Here is a 19301-nt window from a genome sequence, read left to right as displayed (position 1 = left end):
TAATCAAGTTATTGCTCGATTGACACGTTGTTTAAATGCTATAGATTCTAGCGCATTTTCAAGGAGATAAGCAATGTCTGAAAAGACAGAAAAAACTGCACCAAAATTTGATCCAACGACAACCATCTCAGCAGAATTTGGGATCTTCGGAATCCCGATGACTGAGGAAGAATCCAAAGTTGTTTTGGTCCCAGTTCCCTGGGAAGTCACGACATCCTATGGCGAAGGAGCTTCACGCGGGCCTCAGATCATCCGTGATGCCAGCGAACAGATCGATCTTTTCGATATCGAAGTCGGCAAGGCCTACGAAGTAGGTTACCACATGCGCGAGCTGTCAGATGATCTGCTTAAAATGAACGACAAGTACAAAGCTGTTGCGCAAGAATTAATCGGAATGCGCACCAGCATGTCTGACGACACCGCGAAAATGGATAAACTTGCGGCTGATGTGAATGCTGCTTGCGAAAAAATGTCACAATGGGTTTACGATCAGTGTTCAGATGTTTTGAACAAGGGCAAACTTTTGGGCATGGTCGGAGGCGATCACTCGACTCCACTGGGTGCAATCCGCGCTGTCAGTGACAAGTTCAAAGGTGACTTCGGGGTTTTGCACATTGATGCCCACGCCGATTTGCGCGTGGCTTATCAGGGTTTCAAACAATCCCATGCTTCTATCATGTACAACGTGATGACTGATGCCAAGAAACCAAAGAAATTGGTGCAGGTGGGTATCCGTGACTTCTGCGAGGAAGAGTACGATTTCTCTGAATCCCGCGAAGACATCAAAACATTCTATGATCTAGAATTGAAACGCAGAATGCTTAAAGGTGAAACTTGGGAGCAGGTTTGCAAAGACATCCTGAAAGAACTTCCACAGAATGTTTACATCTCTTTCGATATCGACGGTTTAGATCCAGTTTACTGCCCGCACACCGGCACTCCGGTCCCTGGTGGAATGACGGTAGATCAAATCTTCTTCTTGTTCCGTGAGATCCACGCTTCCGGTCGCAAGCTGATCGCTTTCGACTTGAATGAAGTTTCTACTGGCGGTTTGGAACCACACGAAGTTGAGTGGGACGGCAACGTTGGCGCGCGCATTCTTTATAAAATGTGCGGCTGGTTGGTAAAATCAAATGCTTAAGGTTTACGAATACGCGAAGTGTTCAACGTGTGTGAAAGCTTTGAAATTCCTTGATGGAAAAAAAGTTTCTTACCAGAAACTTCCCATCGTGGATAAAGCGCCTTCACAAACTGAACTTAAAAAGATGCTGGCTGCGCTGAAAGCGCGCGGCGGCAGCATCAAAAATTTGTTCAACACCTCCGGCGTAATGTACAAAGAAATGAAAATGAGCGAAAAACTTCCGACGATGTCTGAAGCTGAAGCGCTGAAATTACTTTCTGAAAACGGCAAACTGGTTAAGCGCCCCTTCGTCCTTGGCGACGACGTGGCCCTGGTGGGCTTTAAAGAAGATGAGTGGAAGAAAAACTTCTAAGCTCTGTCTGACAGCAACGAATTTTATGAGCCTGCTCGCAATGGGCAGGCCCTAGATCCCGAAGCGAGTATCTTCGCAATTTCCTGTGCCATAATAAAAAAGAAAGAGGAGGTTATATGATAAGCCTCTCAGTAGTCATCCTGACAATGGTCATCGTACTTGGCGCTTTGTGGATGATAATTAAATTTAATAAAGGCGAATCGCTCGATAGAAAATATCGGGAAGATACGAGGAAGTTTCAAGCCCAATCAAGTGGTCAAACAAATCGCCAATTTCAGCAACCACGACAACAGCGAAAACACAGACCCACCGCGGGCCCCACTGTTTGATGTTAATGCGATTTTACTAGATGGCGAATTTAAGTTGGGATGAGTCCACTGACTCGTCCTTCTTTTTTTCCTGCCCTAAGCGAACTCCCAAGCCAATAAGCCTGACGGCCACGGCCCGACGATGCCAGGCTTTTTCCAACAACCGCTCAAAGTCTTCGACACTCGGAATACCCTGAACTACTTCTTCGTGAGTGGTGGATTTAAAATCGAAAAACTTTAGTTTCACGACCATGCCTTTGATTCTGTCCTGGTACTGACCTCGCTCAAGTCTACCGACGAAATCCTCGTACAACCCTGGAATGCGGGCTTTGCATTCTTCAAACGTCATCAAATCTTTATTGTAGGTTTCCTCAACGGTCAGGGACTTACGCTCCCACTCGGTGATGACTTCACGGTGATCAATCCCGCGCGCATAATCAAAAAGATCCTGGGCACGGGAGCCGAACCAGCGATGCAGTTCGGGCACGGAATACTTTTGCACATCACCCAAAGTGTGCAGGCCCACGTCATGCATCTTTTGCGCAGTGACTTTGCCGACACCAAAAATTTTCTCGACAGGAAGCTCTTTTACGAAAGCTTCAACATCCTGGGGGCGTACTACGAATTGCCCGTTGGGCTTTTTCCAGTCGCTGGCGATCTTAGCCAAAAACTTATTCGGCGCGATACCGGCCGATGCTGTCAGGTTTAATTCCGTAAATATCAATCGGCGAATTTCCTGCGCAATCAAAGTGGCACTACCCCCGAACTGAGTGCATTCAGTGACATCCAGATAAGCTTCATCCAAAGAAAGCGGTTCGATCTTTTTAGTGAAACGCTCGAAGATCTCGCGAACCTTGCGGCTTTCCTCTTTGTATAAATCAAAATGAGGAGGAACTAAAATCAACTGCGGGCACAGTCGCACCGCTTGGGAAGAAGGCATTGCCGATCGCACCCCGAACTTACGGGCCTCATAACTGGCAGTGCATAATACGCTTCGTGTATTCGGCGGCCCCCCGATTCCCAAAGGCTTGCCTTTGAGTTGCGGATTATACTTAACCTCGACGGCAGCATAAAAGCAGTCCATATCCACGTGGATAATCTTCTTCATTTACATATTATTTACATATCAAGGGGTATCGGTCAAGTAGGGTCTGTCTCTAGGTCCGTAGCCAACTGCCCTGCGACAGAAGTAACCTGTTTTGCACCCACGAATTTTGCCGAAATCATCGCGTGAGCTTTCTCGGCCACGATGCCACGATCTTCGTTAGGATCGGGATATAAGATATCCAGGTATTCGATTTCAGCTTCCACGGTTCTTAGGCGCAAGGTTTTCCAAAAATATTCAACGAACGTGGTATCACCATACCAGCAAACCGCATCGCGATTCTCGGTATTAAAATCCTCGCCATTCAGCTTTCTGAAATTGATCACGACCGGCTGAACAGGCACCCCTGCCTCTGCCGCTGCCATCATCAAAGTCTTTTTAAACGGAAGAACTTTGTCTCCATTGGTGGAGGTGGCTTCCGGATAAAGCACGATATTCAAGCCCTCTTTCAAAGAGTCAGCAAGTCGCTTCATCTCGGTCAGAATCTTGGTACGACTGCGGCGCTCTACATAGAAGCAACCCGCCAGCTCTGTAACCGGGCCCAGAATCGGTGTTTCGCGCATTTCGTTGGAAGTAATAAAAGACATCGGCTCGATTCCCGCAAGCATCAGGATATCCACGAAGCCCATATGATTTGCCACCAGCAGACTGCCCGCGTGTTTTTTTGCCGGCTTGTTGATGACTTTCAGTTTAATCGACAAAGCATTGCGCGCGATAAGCCCACAATAGCGACTGGCATTGGCGGAAAACTTACGACGACGTTTGCTGCGATCCCGCACTGTCAGGGCGATAGAAAGAGACGTGATCATATAAACGATCAAAAAGAATAAAAAGATGCACGCTTTAAAAAGACCACGGACTGTTGATGTAATTGCTTCCACCAGACTATTATAGAATGCCTAACGGCAAAACCGTCAAGTCAGGTTTAATATAGCAGGAAACCTCAGATAAAGACCTAAACCAAAGTTGGTTAAGATCCCATTTTAAAACGTTTCCACAGCGCACTGTTCAGGTCTTCGCGCTGAAGAATGGTCAGGAAATCTACACAGCGATAGTCGCGGTCCCAAGCAGGCTCACCACCGATGTAAGCGCCGATCTTAAGATATGCACGACACAACGGTGGCATCAATTCTTCAGCCTGCTCTCTCTGAGCTTCCGAGAGAGAGTCTTGATACTGAGCCTTGGCCTCTCTTAAATTTGGCATTGAATAATCCGCTGTCGGGCGCACCTGGAAAACCTCAGCTACGCGGCCTTCGTTTTCAAAATACGCCTGAAGCAAAGCTGCTTCCTGCGGATTTTCGGTGGTCACAGTCGCGCAACCGAAAAGAATCTTCGCGTCTGTCGCGTTCATGTATTCCGCAATCCCGCGCCATAACATGGAAATCACGGCTCCCCTGCGGAATTCTTTGGCGATGCACGCGCGACCCAATTCAATTTTCACTCCGGGCTGTTGCAACAGGGTATTAATATTGAATTCATTTGCAGAGTAAAAGTTATTGGTATGTAAGGAGCAGCGAATACGATATGTACCGATCACTTTATCAGTGCGCTTTTCTTTAATAACCAGATGATCACAATCGTAGTCATAGTCATCCATGTCCAGACGACCTGATTTTTTACCCAGCATTTCCGTATGGAATACTTCCCAACGCAAACTTAAAGCTTCACGCAACTCTTCAGCGGAATCCACAGTCTTAAGAACAAAAGGACCCACTTCGATATTAAGATTAATTTTGGATTTAAACTTATGAAGTTTGTAAGTGCGAAGCTGATACAAGGATTGAAGTGCTGTGAACATCGCTGAATTCCTCCTGTGAATCCAGCGACAGCTTAGCGAACTCCGAATCTTGACATTGTCATAAGAGCAACAGCGAAGTATCAGGATTTTGTCAGCGGCCAATTATAGAATTAATGAGGCCGCTTTGTTCAGGCGATCGAATAGGGATTCCCAGCGTTCCCCGACTTGATGGGGTTCGCGGTAAAACACGATGCAGTCGGCTCCCTTTTGCGCACTGTCGCGAAGCTTTCCATAGAACTCGCGGGTCGCAAGCAAAGGGTCTTGGGACAGAGTCAAAATCTCGGCCTTGCTGATACCACCTTGGGGTTTGATGATCTTGATGCTTTCAATTTCATCAGGAAGCTGACTGATTTTGGAGTTCACTTCACGCAAGACATCTTCAACAGGGCGGGTGGCATTCAAGCTTACAATTAGTGGAATCGGCGGCATGTAGTGGTGCTTCATGTGCCCCGGAGATTCGCGCTTGTCTACTTTCTCCAAAAACTCGAAAGTAAAACCTTTTTCCTGAAGCACGCGCTCAAGATCTGACTTAAGAATATGTCCACGACGTAGAATAGAAAGCTCAACTTTATCGGGACGATGACGAACCAATAAAACCGTGGATTCAATTCCGATTTGGCAATCACCGCCATCCAAAACGAAAACGTTCTCGTTTTTAAACTCTACACGTACGTGGCCCGCTGACGTTGGAGAAGTTCTTCCGAATTTATTTGCACTAGGGGCTGCTAAAGGAACATTTACTTCCTGAATCAGCGCGAGCGCCAGGGGATGATTGGGCATACGAATACCCACGGACTCCAGGCCCGATGTGATCATGGAATTAACAGAATTATCTTTGGGTAAAATCAAAGTAAGTGGACCAGGCCAGAAAGCTTCCGCCAAGGCCTGGGACGCTGGTCCCCAATAGGCAGTCACTTTTTTTGCCATCTCAATAGAAGAAACGTGCACGATCAAAGGATCGAAAAAAGGACGCTCTTTAACGGAAAAAATCTTTTCGACCGCTGGAGGGATGTCGATACGGGCAGCCAGGCCATAAACGGTTTCCGTGGGAAGCCCGATGACTCCCCCTTCTTCCAGAATTTCCTGAGCTTTTTTTAAAGCCTCGTTCGTCGACAACATCTACTACTTTTCCTCGCGTAAGATACTCAATGCACTTTCTTTTACAATATCTGCGCTAGCAAGGAAAGAGATCAATAAGCTTAATCCGGTAATAATCGCCACAGATAACAGCGGCTGAGTCAGTGAAAACTGGAATCCACCCTCAAAAATCACGCGATTTAGACCGTAACTGACCCCTACGCTTAGGAATGCACCCAAGAAAGAACTTACCAGTGCAAGGAAGGCGAATTCAGTCAGGATAAAACCTGCCACTTCGCGGTGGCTGGCGCCCAGAATCTTAAGCATGTTCATTTCCCATCGGCGCAGCTTGATTTGGCTACGCACGATCGAGAAAAGCACAATATAGCCCGTGAACAATGCCAGGTAAGCCATCAGCTCCAGGGACCAACTCATTTTGTCGGCGGTTTTTAAAGCGTCGTCCACGGTGCGCACCACATCGATCACGGAAACATTGGCAAACTTTTGTGCTAGCTCCCCTTGCACAACCATGCGTTTTTCTGCGGTCATAGTGGGAAGTGCCCAGATGAATGTTTTCGGAGCGTCGTTGAGAACGCCGTTTTGAACCAGAACAAAGAAGTTTGGCTGAAAGCTGGTCCAACGAACTTTTCTGAAGTTTACGATCTCACCTTCAACTTCGATACCCTGAACATCGAAGACTACTTTATCACCCAGCTTAAAGTTCATGCGGTCGGCAAAACGCTGCTCCACTGAAAGCTCAGCCAGCTTTTGTTTTTCAGGATCAAAGTTTCCTGTGATCGGCCGACCCGCGATGATCTCTTCACTGTCTGACAGACTTTCGCGATAAGAAAGATTCATGCCGCGATTTCTGAAACGAGCTTCGTTTTCTTCCTCGCGGGTTTTAAATCCCTGACCTTCAATTTTTCTTTCGTAGTCAGCGCCATTCACTTTCAGGATTCTTGCGCGAACCATCGGCGACAGCGCCAAGGTATCCACCTGATTATCCTTCAGCACTTTCTCAATGCCTGGAACTTGTTCGTCCTGAATGTCGAACATAAATAAAGATGGCAAAGCCGTCTTCTGATCAACTTGCAAATCTGACTGCAGGGAGTTCTTAAGCTGCGGAAGAATATTAATTAAAAGTGCTCCCAAGCCCAAGGCCACGAAAACCGCAAGACTTGCGCCCGCGCGACGTGAAAGTCCCAGAAAGCTGAATTTAAAGAACCAGATTTTTACGCTTTTCAAAGTTCCTGCGAATTTCAAAGTAAAATAACCGGTCACCAGTAAGATCGCGATGGTTGCCACGAGGGATCCCGCAAATGCAGATCCAATCTTCCACGAATGAGCCTGCTGCACTGAAAGCCCATAGAACATCAGGATCGCTGGAATAAACGTCCAGATTCTGAACTTGCCTTCGTTAACCGCGAACTTTTCCTCGCTGAATAGCTTAGCGGCTTTAAGATCATAAATCTTCATCAGGAATGGAAGACTGACCACGAAACTTCCCAGCACCGCCATTAATAAACACAAACCCCAGGCCTCTAAAGAAACAGTGGGTTTCAATGCAAACGGTGTGAAACTTCCTAAAACTTTAGTCAGAATCGGGAGCACTATTTCACTGAAGGCGACAGTGGGAATTGTCGCCAGCAACCCCAGCAATGAAGCCTGCAGAACATAAACCCCGACGGCCTGAACACTTTGCAATCCCAAGGTGCGCAGAATCGCGATTTCCTTCATGCGACTGTACAGGAACATGCGGTAAATATATGCCGCCCCTAATGCCGACATAAATAAAGCGATAATCGCAACCAGTCCCAGGTAATCAGACAGATAACCTAACTGACGTCCCGAATCTTCACTGGCAGAGTTTGGCGTATTCACTGAAATCGCTGGATCTGTCAGCTTCAGATACATTTGTTCTTTTACTTTGTCGCCATCAGTGCCCTCTGGAAATTTGAACTGATAAGCCTGAGTGAAGGTACTACCGAATTGAATCAATCCTGACTCCGGCAATAGCTTCATATCGACATAAACTCTTGGTGCAAGCGAAGCCATTCGGAAGGTTTGTGTTTCATCGCGCTCAACCACATCCGAGATTTCCAGATCCATTTTTCCGATTTGCATCCTGTCGCCAACTTGCAAACCCATCTGCTGCTGAAGTTCCGGATAAATCCAAACATTGTGGGTATTGATGATATCTTTAGAGGCTCCCGGCGTAACATTACGGCCACCGCTCATCTGAAGAGATCCATAGAATGGATAGCTTTCATCAACGGCCTTAACCATCACCAATCTTGAACCCTTGGATGAATTCATCATCGCAAAGAATTCATAGATCCGGCCCGTCTGAGTTCCCGCAGGCAAAACGGACTTCATCGCATCCTGCTCGACCTGAGTTAATTCTCGGCGGGCCGAGACGGAGAGGTCTGCGGAAAGAATATTCTTGGCATTTTTTTGGAGTTCATCCTGCAAAGTCACATTGAAGGCCTGCAGCGAAACGAATCCGGTCAGACCCAAACTTAGATTAAAAATGAAAAACAAACCAAAGCGCCAGCTGCGCACCAGTTCGCGAATTGCCAGACGAAATATCATTTTACTGATCCTTTAGTACGCCCTCTTCAAGGCGCAAGATACGCTGACAACGTTTCGCCAGGGCTTCACTGTGAGTAACCAACACTGTGGTGATATTGTGTTTACGAACGATATCAAAAAAGACGTCCATCACTTTATCCCCGGTATGAGTATCCAGATTTCCGCTTGGTTCGTCCGCCAACAATATTTTCGGCTTCACTACCAAGGCGCGCGCGATAGCCACACGCTGACACTCACCGCCGCTGAGCTGACTGGGAAAGTGATTCAGGCGATGTCCTAATCCCAGTTCGCGCAAAGCTTCTTCGGCACGGGCTTTGGGGTTTTCCATTTTTAAAATTTCCAATGCCAAGGCTACGTTTTCCAAGGCCGTCAAATGCGCGATCAAATGATACTGCTGAAATACGATAGAAATATTTTGTGCGCGAAACAAAGTCAGTTCCTGCTCTGACATGGGTGACAAATTCACGTTATCCACGCGAATATCCCCACGATCCGCCCGCTCCAATCCAGCAAGAATTGAAAGAAGCGTGGATTTACCACTCCCCGATTGCCCCACGATCGAAACGATTTGCCCAGGTTCGATTTTGACGTTCAACCCTTTAAGAACAGCGACCTCGGTGTCGCCTTGATGAAAACTTTTACGGATGTCTTGCAGAGTTAAACTCATAACGTGCCTTTCAGTGCATTAAAAATAGTATCGGCAATGATCTTGTGACCTTCTTCATTTGGATGAATGCCATCAGCCAGATTGTACTTGGGATTTCCTGCGACCTTGTCCAGGATGAAGGGCACAAAGGTGACTTTGTATTTCTTCGCCAGATCCTGGTACATTTTTGCAAACTGATCCGTGTAGTCCTTGCCATAATTCGGAGGCATATAAAGGCCTCCCAAAATCACGCGGACCTTTTCTTTCTGCGCAAATTCAATTGCGTTGGATAAATTCTTTTGGCTTTCTTCAACTTTGATAGCACGCAAACCATCGTTTGCACCCAAAGCCAGAAAGACGACATCTGGTTTTGATTTGAACAACCATTTCATTCGCGAGATTCCAGAAGCCGTAGTCGAACCACTGACTCCCGCATTCACGATGGTCCATTCTTTCTTGCCAGCATCATGCAGTTTCTTTTCAAGCAACGCAGGATATGCCGCTTCTTTAGAAACGCCGTAGCCCTCCGTAATCGAATCACCCAGGACGATTAATTTTTTTTGTGCGAAACAGACGGAAGAGAAAGAAATTAGAAGAGCCAGCAGTAAAGTTCTCATAGAAAACCATAAGACACCCTTCCCAACCTTTGATCAAGGCCAGATCAAATTACGGAGTCCGCAGAGCTATTCACTTCTGATAATTTGACATAAAAAAAGCCCCAAGTTTTCGCTTGGGGCTTTGTGCTTTTCTTATTTAAAGAAACAACTAGCGATTACCGTAATCGCGACGACCGCCGCCATTACCGCCACCACGGTTGTTGTTGAAGCGACGAGGACCGCCACCACCACCTTCACGAGGTGCTTGTGGACGAGCTTCAGAGATGTTCAAAGGACGGCCGTTGATCTCGATGCCGTTGCCTTTTTCGATCGCTGCGTCTGCTGCAGAGTCATCAGACATTTCAACGAAACCGAAACCTTTTGAACGGCCTGTTTCGCGATCCATGATAACTTTTGCGGAATCAACTGCACCGAATTGTGCAAAATGGTTGTGTAGAGTTTCATCGTCTACAGAATAAGGCAAATTGCCTACGTATAACTTCTTAGCCACGAGAGACCTCCTATGGTCATTCTAAAAAAACCCGAGGAAGCCTTCGAACAACTAACAATCGAGAACACTCACACGGGGAACTTGGGTAAACTAAATTTCCTAGATTTAGGCTAGCATAGCCTAAAAACTGTGCAAGCCCAATTTTAGGATCTCATATTATTAAACTGCAATGGAACTGCGTAAGATCCTGAGCGAATCAAAGCAATACATTCCTGCAATTCATCAATACTTTTACCCGTAACTTTTACTTTATCGTCATTGATCTGTGGCTGAACTTTTAACTTAGCGTCTTTAATAGCTTTTATGATTTCCTTCGCAACTTCGCGGTCAATACCCTGTTGCAAAGTGACCTTTTGGCGGAGCATTCGTCCGCCTACAGGTTCAATTTTATCGAACTTCGTCGCTTTGATATCAACGCCACGACGATGAAGTTTCGTTTGTAAAATACTGCCCATTTGTTCGATTTTATATTCGTCTTCGGCAGACAAACTAATTTCTTTTTTGTCTTTATCCCAACCAATCTCAGCTTTAGACCCTTTAAAGTCATAACGACCCTCAACCTCTTTACGAGCCTGATTGATCCCGTTATCAACTTCCTGAAGATTCAACTCAGATACAATATCGAACGATGGCATAATATTACTCCACGAAACTTTTCGAATTAATGGTGGTGGCCGCTGTCGCCGTGTAGGCCGTGTGGGTGACCGTGTTGGATTTCTTCAGCTGTCGCTTCGCGAACCAATGCCATTTCGATATCGAACTCAAGTGGAGTTCCTGCCAGCGGGTGGTTGCCATCAAGAGTTACGTGAGTGTCTGTGATTTTAGAAACGCGAACAATGTGTTGACCGTTGCCCAGCTCCAAACGAAGGTGTGCGCCGATTTCAAGTTGCGGAAGGTGTGCAAGTTCTTCTTTCGGAACTTCCATGAACATGTTGTCGCGAACTTCACCGTAACCATCAGCTGCAGAAAGCTTAACGTTTTTTTTGTCGCCTTCTTTCATGCCTTTGATTTCTTCTTCAAGTTTAGGAAGGATTTGGCCTGCGCCTTCAAGGAAAGGTAGTGGCTGATTTTTATCAGATTGATCTAGGATTTTGCCATCTGGACCTTTTAGAACGTAATTAAATGCCAATACTCTTCTCATAATGAGTCTCCTTATTTGATACGTCCGTATCCCACTTTTCCTGGCCTTTTGGCAATATAAAAGCCCTCATCTGCGACACAATTGGGGTAGAGCTTGTTTTTCCGGCTCAATATTAGATATACTTGAGTATAGGAACGCACCAGAACGGGGGATACATGCAGCACATGACCTCACTGAGGTCCTTACTGCTAAATTCGAGTTACGAACCCATGCGGGTTGTAAGTTGGCAAAAGGCCTTAATATTGTGGTTTCAAGACAAAGTGGAGATACTCGAGTATCACACGACCTTCGCCCGGTCAGTACAGCGGAGGTTTCAGCTCCCCAGTGTACTGAGATTAAAAACATACGTTAAACCGCGGGGCAGCCATGCTGTTCGCTTCTGCCGGGAAAACGTTTATATCCGCGACAATTATACCTGCCAATATTGTGGCGAAAAACTCAACGCCAAACAGCTCACTCTTGATCACGTTGTACCTGCCTCTCATAACGGACCTAAAAATTGGACAAATGTTGTTTCTGCCTGCAGAGATTGCAATCAGCGTAAAGCGAATCGCACTCCGCGCACTGCAAATATGCCTTTATTGTCCGAACCACGCGCTCCGAACTGGCTTCCAACTTTACAACTGGAAATCAGTGCCGATCACGTGCCGCCAGACTGGCAACCCTATCTTGTCTTAAAGACTGGATAGTCGTGACATCGTCCTTATTCCCGGCTAACCTTGATAAAAGGGGGCTTGCGTGAATAAGGACATTCACAATCAGCTGGTCGCAGCTCTGACTACAATTATCAGTGAAACCAATGGTATTTCCTTGTCGGACACTTTGGATTTGCTGCTATCTTCTGATTTAAATCTAAAACATCCCGAAGCATTTAAAGAAGTCGCAGACTTTCGCAGTCTGCTGAATCGCTTTCAGGTAAATGAAATTACAATTTCCACTTTGCTGAAACATCCTCTCTCGGGGGCGCTTTTTGAATTCTTTAAAAACTTTCCACTGAAATATCATGAAGAGCATATTCACTTAACCGGTGCGATCTCCGCCGACTTCATCTATCCCCGCCTAAAAAAATTATTGGAAGGACCAGACAAGGCAATCTATGAACAAAAGATTTCTGAAGTCTATGGCCCACAAGCACTACCTATCCGCAGTGTTGATGATGTCGATAAGCTGATCCGCCTTCAGGAAAACGAAGGCTTTGCCCGTTATCTGAAAATTCTGTATCTGCCAAAATTGATCTTTCTGAATCGCGAGGTTCACGCCGAAGCTGCCTATCACATGGCCAAGGATCTTTACTATAATTTCAACGTGGGTTCGATTCGTCTGAAATTCTCTTTGTCGCGTTCGACTTCCAGTTCCTCGGAACAAATCCCTGGGATTGATGACGTAACTCCTGAAGACGTCGTTCTGGGATTGTACGACGGATTTAAAAAGTTTCAGGAAGAGCACGGGGATTTTAAATTCATCCTGTCCCCTTCTTTCCGTAAAGAAGCCAATCACTTCGACGCAGAAAATTTTAAAACGCGTAAAGAACACTTCATGGCTCAGATCGATGAACTTGTGCAGATGCTGGATAAGTATCCGTTCCTGCAAAAAGTGATGACTGACGCTGATACCGTAGGTGACGAGCGCGAACTTTATCGTAAAGAACATTTTAATGAAATGCAGCCGGGCTTCAGAAAACTGCAGTATCGTGGCTTCAAGATTCGTTCGCATCACGGGGAAACCTGGCACACACTGAAAAAAGGCATTCAGGCCGTCGATAATGCGATGAATATCTGGCACATCGACACTCTTGAGCACGGAATCAGTTTGGGAATTAATCCCAACAAATACTTCCACCGCCTGTATCAGGATTTCATCAAACGCAATCAAGAAGGCAAAGGCTTTACTGAAAAAGATCCTTTGTATCGAGAGCTGGTGGAATTGGACTGGGCAGATAACCGCCATATTCTGGAAAAAGTCCTTAAGGGCGAGCGTTTGAACGACGAAGAAAAAATTCTTCTGGTCAAAGCCAAGTTCCATACCGCGCGCGAAGTGGAACACTACCAACACGACGTTTTAAATCGCATGATTCAAAAAGGTGTCACCCTGGTTTCATTGCCATCTTCAAACAATAAGCTCACTGGCAAGTTTGAAGATTACAAAGACCATCCGTTTTCGTGGTGGGAGAAAAAAGGTGTGCAGCTGGGAGTGGGAACTGACAATCACGTCACTTTAAACACCAACTTCATTCACGAAATGCTGATCTTGTTGTACACAGATGCTGTGAATTTAAAAATCACCAAACTTTTGATGGTGACCACAGGCGAAGTGCGCAGACCTTATATCAGTCATCTGTTGTGGACAATGCGTAAACGACTTAAGAAAATTGCAAAGTAAAAGAAAGACTTCACAGTAATGGCAGCTAAGAAAAATATCCTTAAAGAGCTTTTCAGCAAAAACATGCTAATCATTCTACTCTTGGGCTTTTCCAGCGGCTTGCCACTGGCATTGACGGGGGGAACTTTAAAGACCTGGCTTTCACGCGAGCAAGTCGACATCAGCACCATTGGATATTTCAGCTGGGTTGGTATCGCTTACTCGCTAAAGTTCTTATGGTCACCACTTTTGGATCGCTATACTTTGTTCAAAGCAGGACGTCGTCGCAGCTGGATGTTGGTTACTCAAGTGTTGCTAATGGGCTCACTCCTGTTTATCGGAACTTTGAATCCACTAAACAGTTTAAGCCTGATGGCAACCATGGCTGTTCTTATTGCATTCTTTAGCGCCACCCAGGATATTGCGATTGATGCCTATCGCCGCGAACTATTATCGAACGAAGAACTGGGACTGGGATCTTCTTTAAATATTTACGGCTACCGAATCGCAATGTTGATTTCTGGTGGCGCGGGAATTGGACTGGTTGGATCTTCTTTTTGGAATATTACCTGGGGTCAGTTGTACTATCTGATGGCTAGCTTTATGGCTGTGGGATTCCTGACAACGTTGTTTGCACCAGAACCCAAGATCGACTCCCCTCCTCCGAAAACTCTTTTGCAGGCAGTGGTTGATCCTTTCGCAGAATTCCTTAAACGTCCGGGTGCTGCGTATATTCTGTTATTCGTTTTATTGTTTAAGATCGGTGATGCACTGGCCGGATCCCTGCTGAATCCTTTCTATGTCGAGATGGGTTTCACCAACGCCGACATTGGATTAATCGCCAAGACATTTGGTTTTGCCTCTTCACTTATTGGTATGTTCTTAGGCGGGATTGCCATTTACTACATTGGGATTTATCGTTCTTTGTGGATTTTTGGAATTCTGCAAGCAGTTTCGACAGCGGCATTCGCGCTATTAACTTTCACTGGCAACCAGTTGGTTCCTTTCGCTGCGGTGATTGTTCTTGAAGATATCAGCACCGGGATGGCTACATCAGCATTTGTTGCCTTCATGGCCGCGTTAACCAACAAAAAATACACAGCCACTCAGTATGCTATTCTTTCCAGCTTTGCAACTTTGGGTCGCACTTTCTTTTCAGGATTTGCGGGAGACATTGTTAAAAACTTCGGCTGGGCAAATTTTTTCTACATTTGCGCATTGATTGCGGTTCCGGGATTGCTAATGCTCATCGGAATGAAGAAGTACCACACAGACCAAACGCTTGAAGCCTAGAGTGTTCCCTTGCGTGGTGTATGTTCACACTGGATCTACACCGCATTCCCCCAGCACTCTAGAGTGGGGCAATGTACTTGGGAAACTTTCGCTCCATCGAGCCGCCACATCAAGTTTCGCAAAATGAAAGCCTGGATTGGCTTTCATCTGCACATCATCTGGCCCAGAAAGATCAAATTCATACGAAAGAAGATTTTTTAAAGCTTCTGCATCGTGTGGGTTGTTCTGAACAGCAGATCAATCGGCGCTTTTTCTTTGTGCCCGATGTCGGCGAAACCAACTGGGATGAAAATAGAATCTATCCTATTCATATGAAGAATCGCGGCGTCAGTATGCACTACCGTCACGAATTCTATCACGAGATCGTGCAAAAGCTATTTACGCAAATTTACGATACGCGTGAGTTTCCTGACGACATGATCCACGTCAGTTGCACGGGCTATGTATCACCCAGTGCCGCTCAACTGGTTGCCCTTCGCTCTCCAAAACCGGTCACCGTCACACATTCATATCACATGGGATGCTATGGCGCTTTCCCGGCACTGCGAATGGCGGCAGGATTTCTGGCCAACGATTCCATCCTGGGGCAGAAGAAATCTGTCGACCTGGTTCATACCGAACTTTGCAGTTTGCATTTAAACCCCGAGGACTCTTCGCTGGAGCAAATGGTCATTCAAAGTCTATTTGCTGATGGGTGTATTGCCTATCGCATGAGTCACGAAGCTCCGCCGCAGGGTTTTAAAATGCTTTCGCTTTATGAAGAAATTATTCCTGACAGTTCAGATGCCATGGAATGGATGGTTTCTGACTGGGGCATGAAAATGACGTTATCAAAGGACGTTCCGTCGATGGTGGGCGCTGCAATTCGCGAATTTACTCAGCGTTGGTTTAAAAGCCGCGGATATGATCTGGCTGAAATTCAAAAGAATGCTTTATTTGCCGTCCATCCCGGAGGCCCAAAAATTATCGATCAAGTGGAAAAACAACTGGAGCTAAATAGTTCGCAAGTAGAGGCCAGCCGTCGACTGCTTTACACCCGTGGAAACATGTCATCAGCTACGTTACCGCATCTTTGGGAAAGAATTGTCGAAGACCCTAATGTTCCATCTGGCACAAAAGTGATCAGCTATGCCTTTGGCCCGGGTTTGACTGTATGTGGTGGCTTGATGGAGAAAATATGATCGCCTTCGTGGCGCTCTCCATTTTTCAGGGTCTTCTAATTTTCGTAGATGAAGTCTTCTATCATCACAAGCGCGGACTTCCCCGTTGGGAAAGATGGGGACATCCGATGGATACGGCCACTGTTTTAGCCTGCCTGTTTTTCATCGCTCTTGTTCCCAGAACCGAACTCACTGAATACATTTATTACGGTATGGCTATTTTCTCGAGTCTGTTTATCACCAAGGACGAATGGGTTCATCATAAACACTGCTCCGCTGCGGAAATGTGGTTACATGCCCTACTTTTTATTGTGCATCCGTTATTATTATTTTCGGCAATTTCAATCTGGGACAAATACCCCAATATCGCGTTGATGCTGGGTTTGGGTGTCGTTGTTTTCTTTGTTTATCAGATCGTCTATTGGAACTTTATTGAATATCGCCTGCAGGAGCGGCGTCGGGCCGCCTCCTACAGACAAACTTCCCAGGAAGAATTGTACGATTACTTCCGCGAATAAGTTTTTAGAACTGTGCTGTCATGGGATTAGGACCGATTCGTCCCTCTTTGCTATCCATCCCGGCAATTGTCGACATTTCGTCAGAGCTTAGACTGAAACTATCCACGTCAAAATTTTCTTTAATACGCGACGGTGTCACAGATTTAGGAATCACGATAAAGTTATTCTGCAAATGCCAGCGGATGATCACTTGAGCCGGAGTTTTTCCGTGTTTAGCGGCGATCGCTTTTATTTGTGAATCCTCAAGAAGCTGACCTTGTCCCAGCGGGCTCCAACATTCAGTTTTGATCCCATGCTTTTCATGAAACTCACGCAGAACCGGCTGTTGAAACTTAGGGTGAAGTTCAATCTGATTCAAAACCGGCACAACACCTGTGGCCTCAATAATTCGTGTTAAATGTTCTGGCATAAAGTTCGAAACGCCGATGGATTTTGCTATACCCTGTTTTTTGATTTCCACCATGGCCTTCCAGGTTTCCAAGTACAGACCACGTTGTGGTGCTGGCCAGTGAACCAGATACAAATCCACTTGTTCCAATCCCAATTTCTTCAAACTTGAATCAATGGCCTTCATCGCGTTGTCATATCCCTGGTCTTCATTCCACAGCTTGGTAGTAATAAAAAGGTCGCTTCTGGATAAGTCACTGTTTTTAATCGCCCGGCCTACTCCACCTTCATTGCGATAGATTGCTGCGGTATCGATGGAGCGATAACCGGCTTCGATGGCTGTCTTTACTGCTGCCTCAGCTCCATCATCGGAAACTTGCCATACACCAAATCCCAGTTGAGGCATTTTGGATCCATCGTTCAAAGTTACTAAAGAATTTAAAGCCATGTTGTATCCTTTGCTGGTTTCGAACCACCATCGTACCTCACCTGGACTCTAACAGGATACTTCCAAGATTCTTTATTGCTTACAAAACAAACCTGGTTTCCAATTAAATCAAAGGAGTATTCATGAAAGCTAAACTACCATTGATCGCGCGACTGTTATTGGGCTTTGTCTTTTTTGCCTCTGGCATTGTAGGTCTGTTTCAACTGGTACCCCAACCACCTGATTTGCCAGCAGCACTGGTTACATTTAATCAGGGCTTGATGGCTTCCGTTTACTTCTTTCCGCTACTAAAAATCACCGAGATCGTCTGTGGTTTATTGCTGTTAATTGGCTGGTTCGTACCGTTGGCTTTGGTGATCTTGGCACCTATCGTTTTGAACATTTTCCTGGTCCATGCCTTCCTTGCTCCAAGCGGCCTGCCATTAGCTTTGATCCTGGGACTTTTGACCATCTATCTGGCCTTCTTTTCGCCGCCATACTCACCAAAAATCAGGGCGCTATTTCATAAAAAATAGTAAATAATTCAGCAAGTTGGACACGGCAGACCTTTGATGTTAAAGGTCTGCCATGAAATTTGAAAAATTCCACCTCTCTGAAGACCTTCTTCGTAATCTCAACGACAACGGTTACTTTCGCACCACTGATATTCAGTACAAAGCTATTCCTTCTATCCTAAAGGGCGACGACGTTCTGGCGATCGCACAAACTGGAACTGGTAAAACGGCGGCATTCGCAATTCCAATCATCAATCTGATTCATTCCGAAAAAAGCAGCAAACGCGCGATCGGAATTAAGTGTCTGGTTTTGGTTCCGACTCGTGAACTTGCCCAGCAAATTGGTGAAGTATTCAATAAGCTTTCCAAACACACCAAAGTAAAAGCATTCGCTCTTTTCGGTGGAGTCGAGCAAGACGCACAGATTAAAAAACTTGAAGACGGCATCGACGTGTTGATCGCAACTCCGGGTCGTATGTTTGACCTGATCTCCCAAGGTTTTATCAGCATGAATTTTGTCGAGCATTTGGTTCTGGATGAAGCCGATCAAATGCTAGATCTGGGATTCATCGAAGATATCGAGGACATCAAACGCAAACTGACTCGCCGTCATCAAACTCTTTTCTTTTCGGCGACTATCAATCCCGAAATCAAGAAGCTTGCTTACTCACAAGTACGCAGCAGCGCTATTCGTATCGAGATCTCTCCTGATGATCCTGTGTCTAAAAACGTACAGCACTTTGTTATGTTCGTGGAAATGGACGACAAGCGCTTTTTCCTGGCGGAGTACATCAATCAGAATCCAGACGGAAAATTCATCGTCTTTGTTCGTACCCGTGTTCGCGCAGAACGCGTGGCCAAGGCTTTGGAGCGCGTGCAGATCGCGTCACTGACTTTGCACGGCGAGAAAGATCAAATGGACCGCGCTGAAGTGATGAATGCTTTCCGCAAGGGCGAGTGCAAGATCATGATCGCAACCGACGTGAGTGCGCGCGGTATCGACATCCCTGACGTCACCCATGTGATCAACTACGATCTTCCTGAAAAGTCAGAAAACTACGTCCACAGAATCGGCCGTACGGGTCGTGGTTTCAACAAAGGAATTGCCGTTTCCTTCTGTGCTACAGAGGAAAAAGAACAGCTTGCAGCTATTGAAGCATTGCTGAACAAACCAGTTGAAGTCATGAAGGTCAACAAAGCGGATTATAAGATCATCGCATCCCAATCAGACACGACTTCTGATATCGACAAAAGCCTTCAAGCCCTTTTGGACAGTGAGGACATTTTCACAAGTTCAAAAAAAGCAAAATGGAAAAAGAAATAGGGGAAACTCCCCTATTGGGGTGACCAAAATTTGGTCATGGATTTTACAAAAT

The 19301-nt window shown here is 46.0% G+C and carries 20 protein-coding genes; 9 read left to right on the top strand and 11 right to left on the bottom strand.

The features are described from left to right. Positions 1 to 73 precede the first annotated feature (73 nt). Together ACLWNV_RS01580 and ACLWNV_RS01575 are read left to right on the top strand one after the other, a co-directional pair. Positions 74 to 1141: an agmatinase family protein gene (locus ACLWNV_RS01580; RefSeq protein ID WP_413586149.1), complete on the top strand. Its 1068-nt coding sequence runs from the start codon at positions 74 to 76 to the stop codon at positions 1139 to 1141. Then, a complete protein-coding gene (locus ACLWNV_RS01575; RefSeq protein WP_413586148.1) occupies positions 1134 to 1493 on the top strand; it encodes an arsenate reductase family protein in 360 nt (119 codons plus the stop codon). Before ACLWNV_RS01580 ends, ACLWNV_RS01575 begins: the two co-directional genes overlap by 8 nt. Positions 1494 to 1838: 345 nt before the next feature. On the opposite strand, the gene dinB is transcribed toward ACLWNV_RS01575, so the two are convergent. The 10 genes from dinB to ACLWNV_RS01525 all read right to left on the bottom strand — a co-directional run bounded on the left by dinB (position 1839) and on the right by ACLWNV_RS01525 (position 11267). Then, positions 1839 to 2909: a DNA polymerase IV gene (gene dinB, locus ACLWNV_RS01570; protein ID WP_413586147.1), complete on the bottom strand. Its 1071-nt coding sequence runs from the start codon at positions 2907 to 2909 to the stop codon at positions 1839 to 1841. A gap of 32 nt (positions 2910 to 2941) precedes the next feature. Further along, positions 2942 to 3787, bottom strand: coding sequence for a 1-acyl-sn-glycerol-3-phosphate acyltransferase (locus ACLWNV_RS01565; RefSeq protein WP_413586146.1), 846 nt, complete (start codon positions 3785 to 3787; stop codon positions 2942 to 2944). A gap of 89 nt (positions 3788 to 3876) precedes the next feature. After that, positions 3877 to 4704 carry a GNAT family N-acetyltransferase gene (locus ACLWNV_RS01560; RefSeq protein ID WP_413586145.1) on the bottom strand — a complete coding sequence of 276 codons (828 nt, stop codon included), beginning with the start codon at positions 4702 to 4704 and terminating at the stop codon, positions 3877 to 3879. Between the two features lie 102 nt (positions 4705 to 4806). Next, on the bottom strand, positions 4807 to 5823 hold the full coding sequence (locus ACLWNV_RS01555; protein ID WP_413586144.1) for an L-threonylcarbamoyladenylate synthase: 1017 nt from the start codon (positions 5821 to 5823) through the stop codon (positions 4807 to 4809). Between the two features lie 3 nt (positions 5824 to 5826). After that, entirely contained in the window at positions 5827 to 8373 is a 2547-nt protein-coding gene (locus ACLWNV_RS01550; RefSeq protein ID WP_413586143.1) for an ABC transporter permease, read from the bottom strand. Between the two features lies 1 nt (position 8374). Further along, positions 8375 to 9040, bottom strand: a complete 666-nt coding sequence (locus ACLWNV_RS01545) for an ABC transporter ATP-binding protein (protein ID WP_413586142.1) — start codon at positions 9038 to 9040, stop codon at positions 8375 to 8377. Continuing rightward, positions 9037 to 9636, bottom strand: a complete 600-nt coding sequence (locus ACLWNV_RS01540) for an arylesterase (RefSeq protein WP_413586141.1) — start codon at positions 9634 to 9636, stop codon at positions 9037 to 9039. Before ACLWNV_RS01540 ends, ACLWNV_RS01545 begins: the two co-directional genes overlap by 4 nt. A gap of 148 nt (positions 9637 to 9784) precedes the next feature. Next, complete coding sequence (locus ACLWNV_RS01535; RefSeq protein WP_413586140.1) at positions 9785 to 10126, bottom strand: RNA recognition motif domain-containing protein; 342 nt, start codon at positions 10124 to 10126, stop codon at positions 9785 to 9787. Positions 10127 to 10269: 143 nt separating this feature from the next. Then, complete coding sequence (locus ACLWNV_RS01530; protein ID WP_413586139.1) at positions 10270 to 10761, bottom strand: YajQ family cyclic di-GMP-binding protein; 492 nt, start codon at positions 10759 to 10761, stop codon at positions 10270 to 10272. 26 nt (positions 10762 to 10787) lie between these two features. Further along, positions 10788 to 11267 carry an FKBP-type peptidyl-prolyl cis-trans isomerase gene (locus ACLWNV_RS01525; protein WP_413586138.1) on the bottom strand — a complete coding sequence of 160 codons (480 nt, stop codon included), beginning with the start codon at positions 11265 to 11267 and terminating at the stop codon, positions 10788 to 10790. Between the two features lie 155 nt (positions 11268 to 11422). On the opposite strand from ACLWNV_RS01525, the gene ACLWNV_RS01520 reads away from it, so the two are divergent. The 5 genes from ACLWNV_RS01520 to ACLWNV_RS01500 all read left to right on the top strand — a co-directional run bounded on the left by ACLWNV_RS01520 (position 11423) and on the right by ACLWNV_RS01500 (position 16596). After that, entirely contained in the window at positions 11423 to 11956 is a 534-nt protein-coding gene (locus ACLWNV_RS01520; protein WP_413586137.1) for an HNH endonuclease, read from the top strand. A 49-nt stretch (positions 11957 to 12005) separates the two neighbouring features. Beyond that, entirely contained in the window at positions 12006 to 13646 is a 1641-nt protein-coding gene (locus tag ACLWNV_RS01515; protein WP_413586136.1) for a hypothetical protein, read from the top strand. A gap of 18 nt (positions 13647 to 13664) precedes the next feature. Beyond that, positions 13665 to 14918 carry an AmpG family muropeptide MFS transporter gene (locus tag ACLWNV_RS01510; protein ID WP_413586135.1) on the top strand — a complete coding sequence of 418 codons (1254 nt, stop codon included), beginning with the start codon at positions 13665 to 13667 and terminating at the stop codon, positions 14916 to 14918. 71 nt (positions 14919 to 14989) lie between these two features. Further along, positions 14990 to 16099, top strand: a complete 1110-nt coding sequence (locus ACLWNV_RS01505) for a 3-oxoacyl-[acyl-carrier-protein] synthase III C-terminal domain-containing protein (protein ID WP_413586134.1) — start codon at positions 14990 to 14992, stop codon at positions 16097 to 16099. Continuing rightward, positions 16096 to 16596, top strand: a complete 501-nt coding sequence (locus ACLWNV_RS01500; RefSeq protein ID WP_413586133.1) for a hypothetical protein — start codon at positions 16096 to 16098, stop codon at positions 16594 to 16596. The genes ACLWNV_RS01505 and ACLWNV_RS01500 overlap by 4 nt, the downstream gene beginning before the upstream one ends. A gap of 4 nt (positions 16597 to 16600) precedes the next feature. Here ACLWNV_RS01500 and ACLWNV_RS01495 read toward each other — a convergent pair whose 3' ends face one another. Next, complete coding sequence (locus ACLWNV_RS01495; protein ID WP_413586132.1) at positions 16601 to 17431, bottom strand: aldo/keto reductase; 831 nt, start codon at positions 17429 to 17431, stop codon at positions 16601 to 16603. Between the two features lie 122 nt (positions 17432 to 17553). Between ACLWNV_RS01495 and ACLWNV_RS01490 the strand changes: the two genes are divergently transcribed. Both ACLWNV_RS01490 and ACLWNV_RS01485 read left to right on the top strand, forming a co-directional pair. Further along, entirely contained in the window at positions 17554 to 17946 is a 393-nt protein-coding gene (locus tag ACLWNV_RS01490) for a DoxX family membrane protein (protein WP_413586131.1), read from the top strand. A gap of 52 nt (positions 17947 to 17998) precedes the next feature. Continuing rightward, positions 17999 to 19249 carry a DEAD/DEAH box helicase gene (locus ACLWNV_RS01485; RefSeq protein ID WP_413586130.1) on the top strand — a complete coding sequence of 417 codons (1251 nt, stop codon included), beginning with the start codon at positions 17999 to 18001 and terminating at the stop codon, positions 19247 to 19249. Positions 19250 to 19301 lie beyond the last annotated feature (52 nt).

The organism is Bdellovibrio sp. HCB274 (assembly GCF_047306075.1).
Classification (GTDB): Bacteria; Bdellovibrionota; Bdellovibrionia; order Bdellovibrionales; family Bdellovibrionaceae; genus Bdellovibrio.
This window is presented reverse-complemented; position numbering and strand designations above follow the sequence as displayed.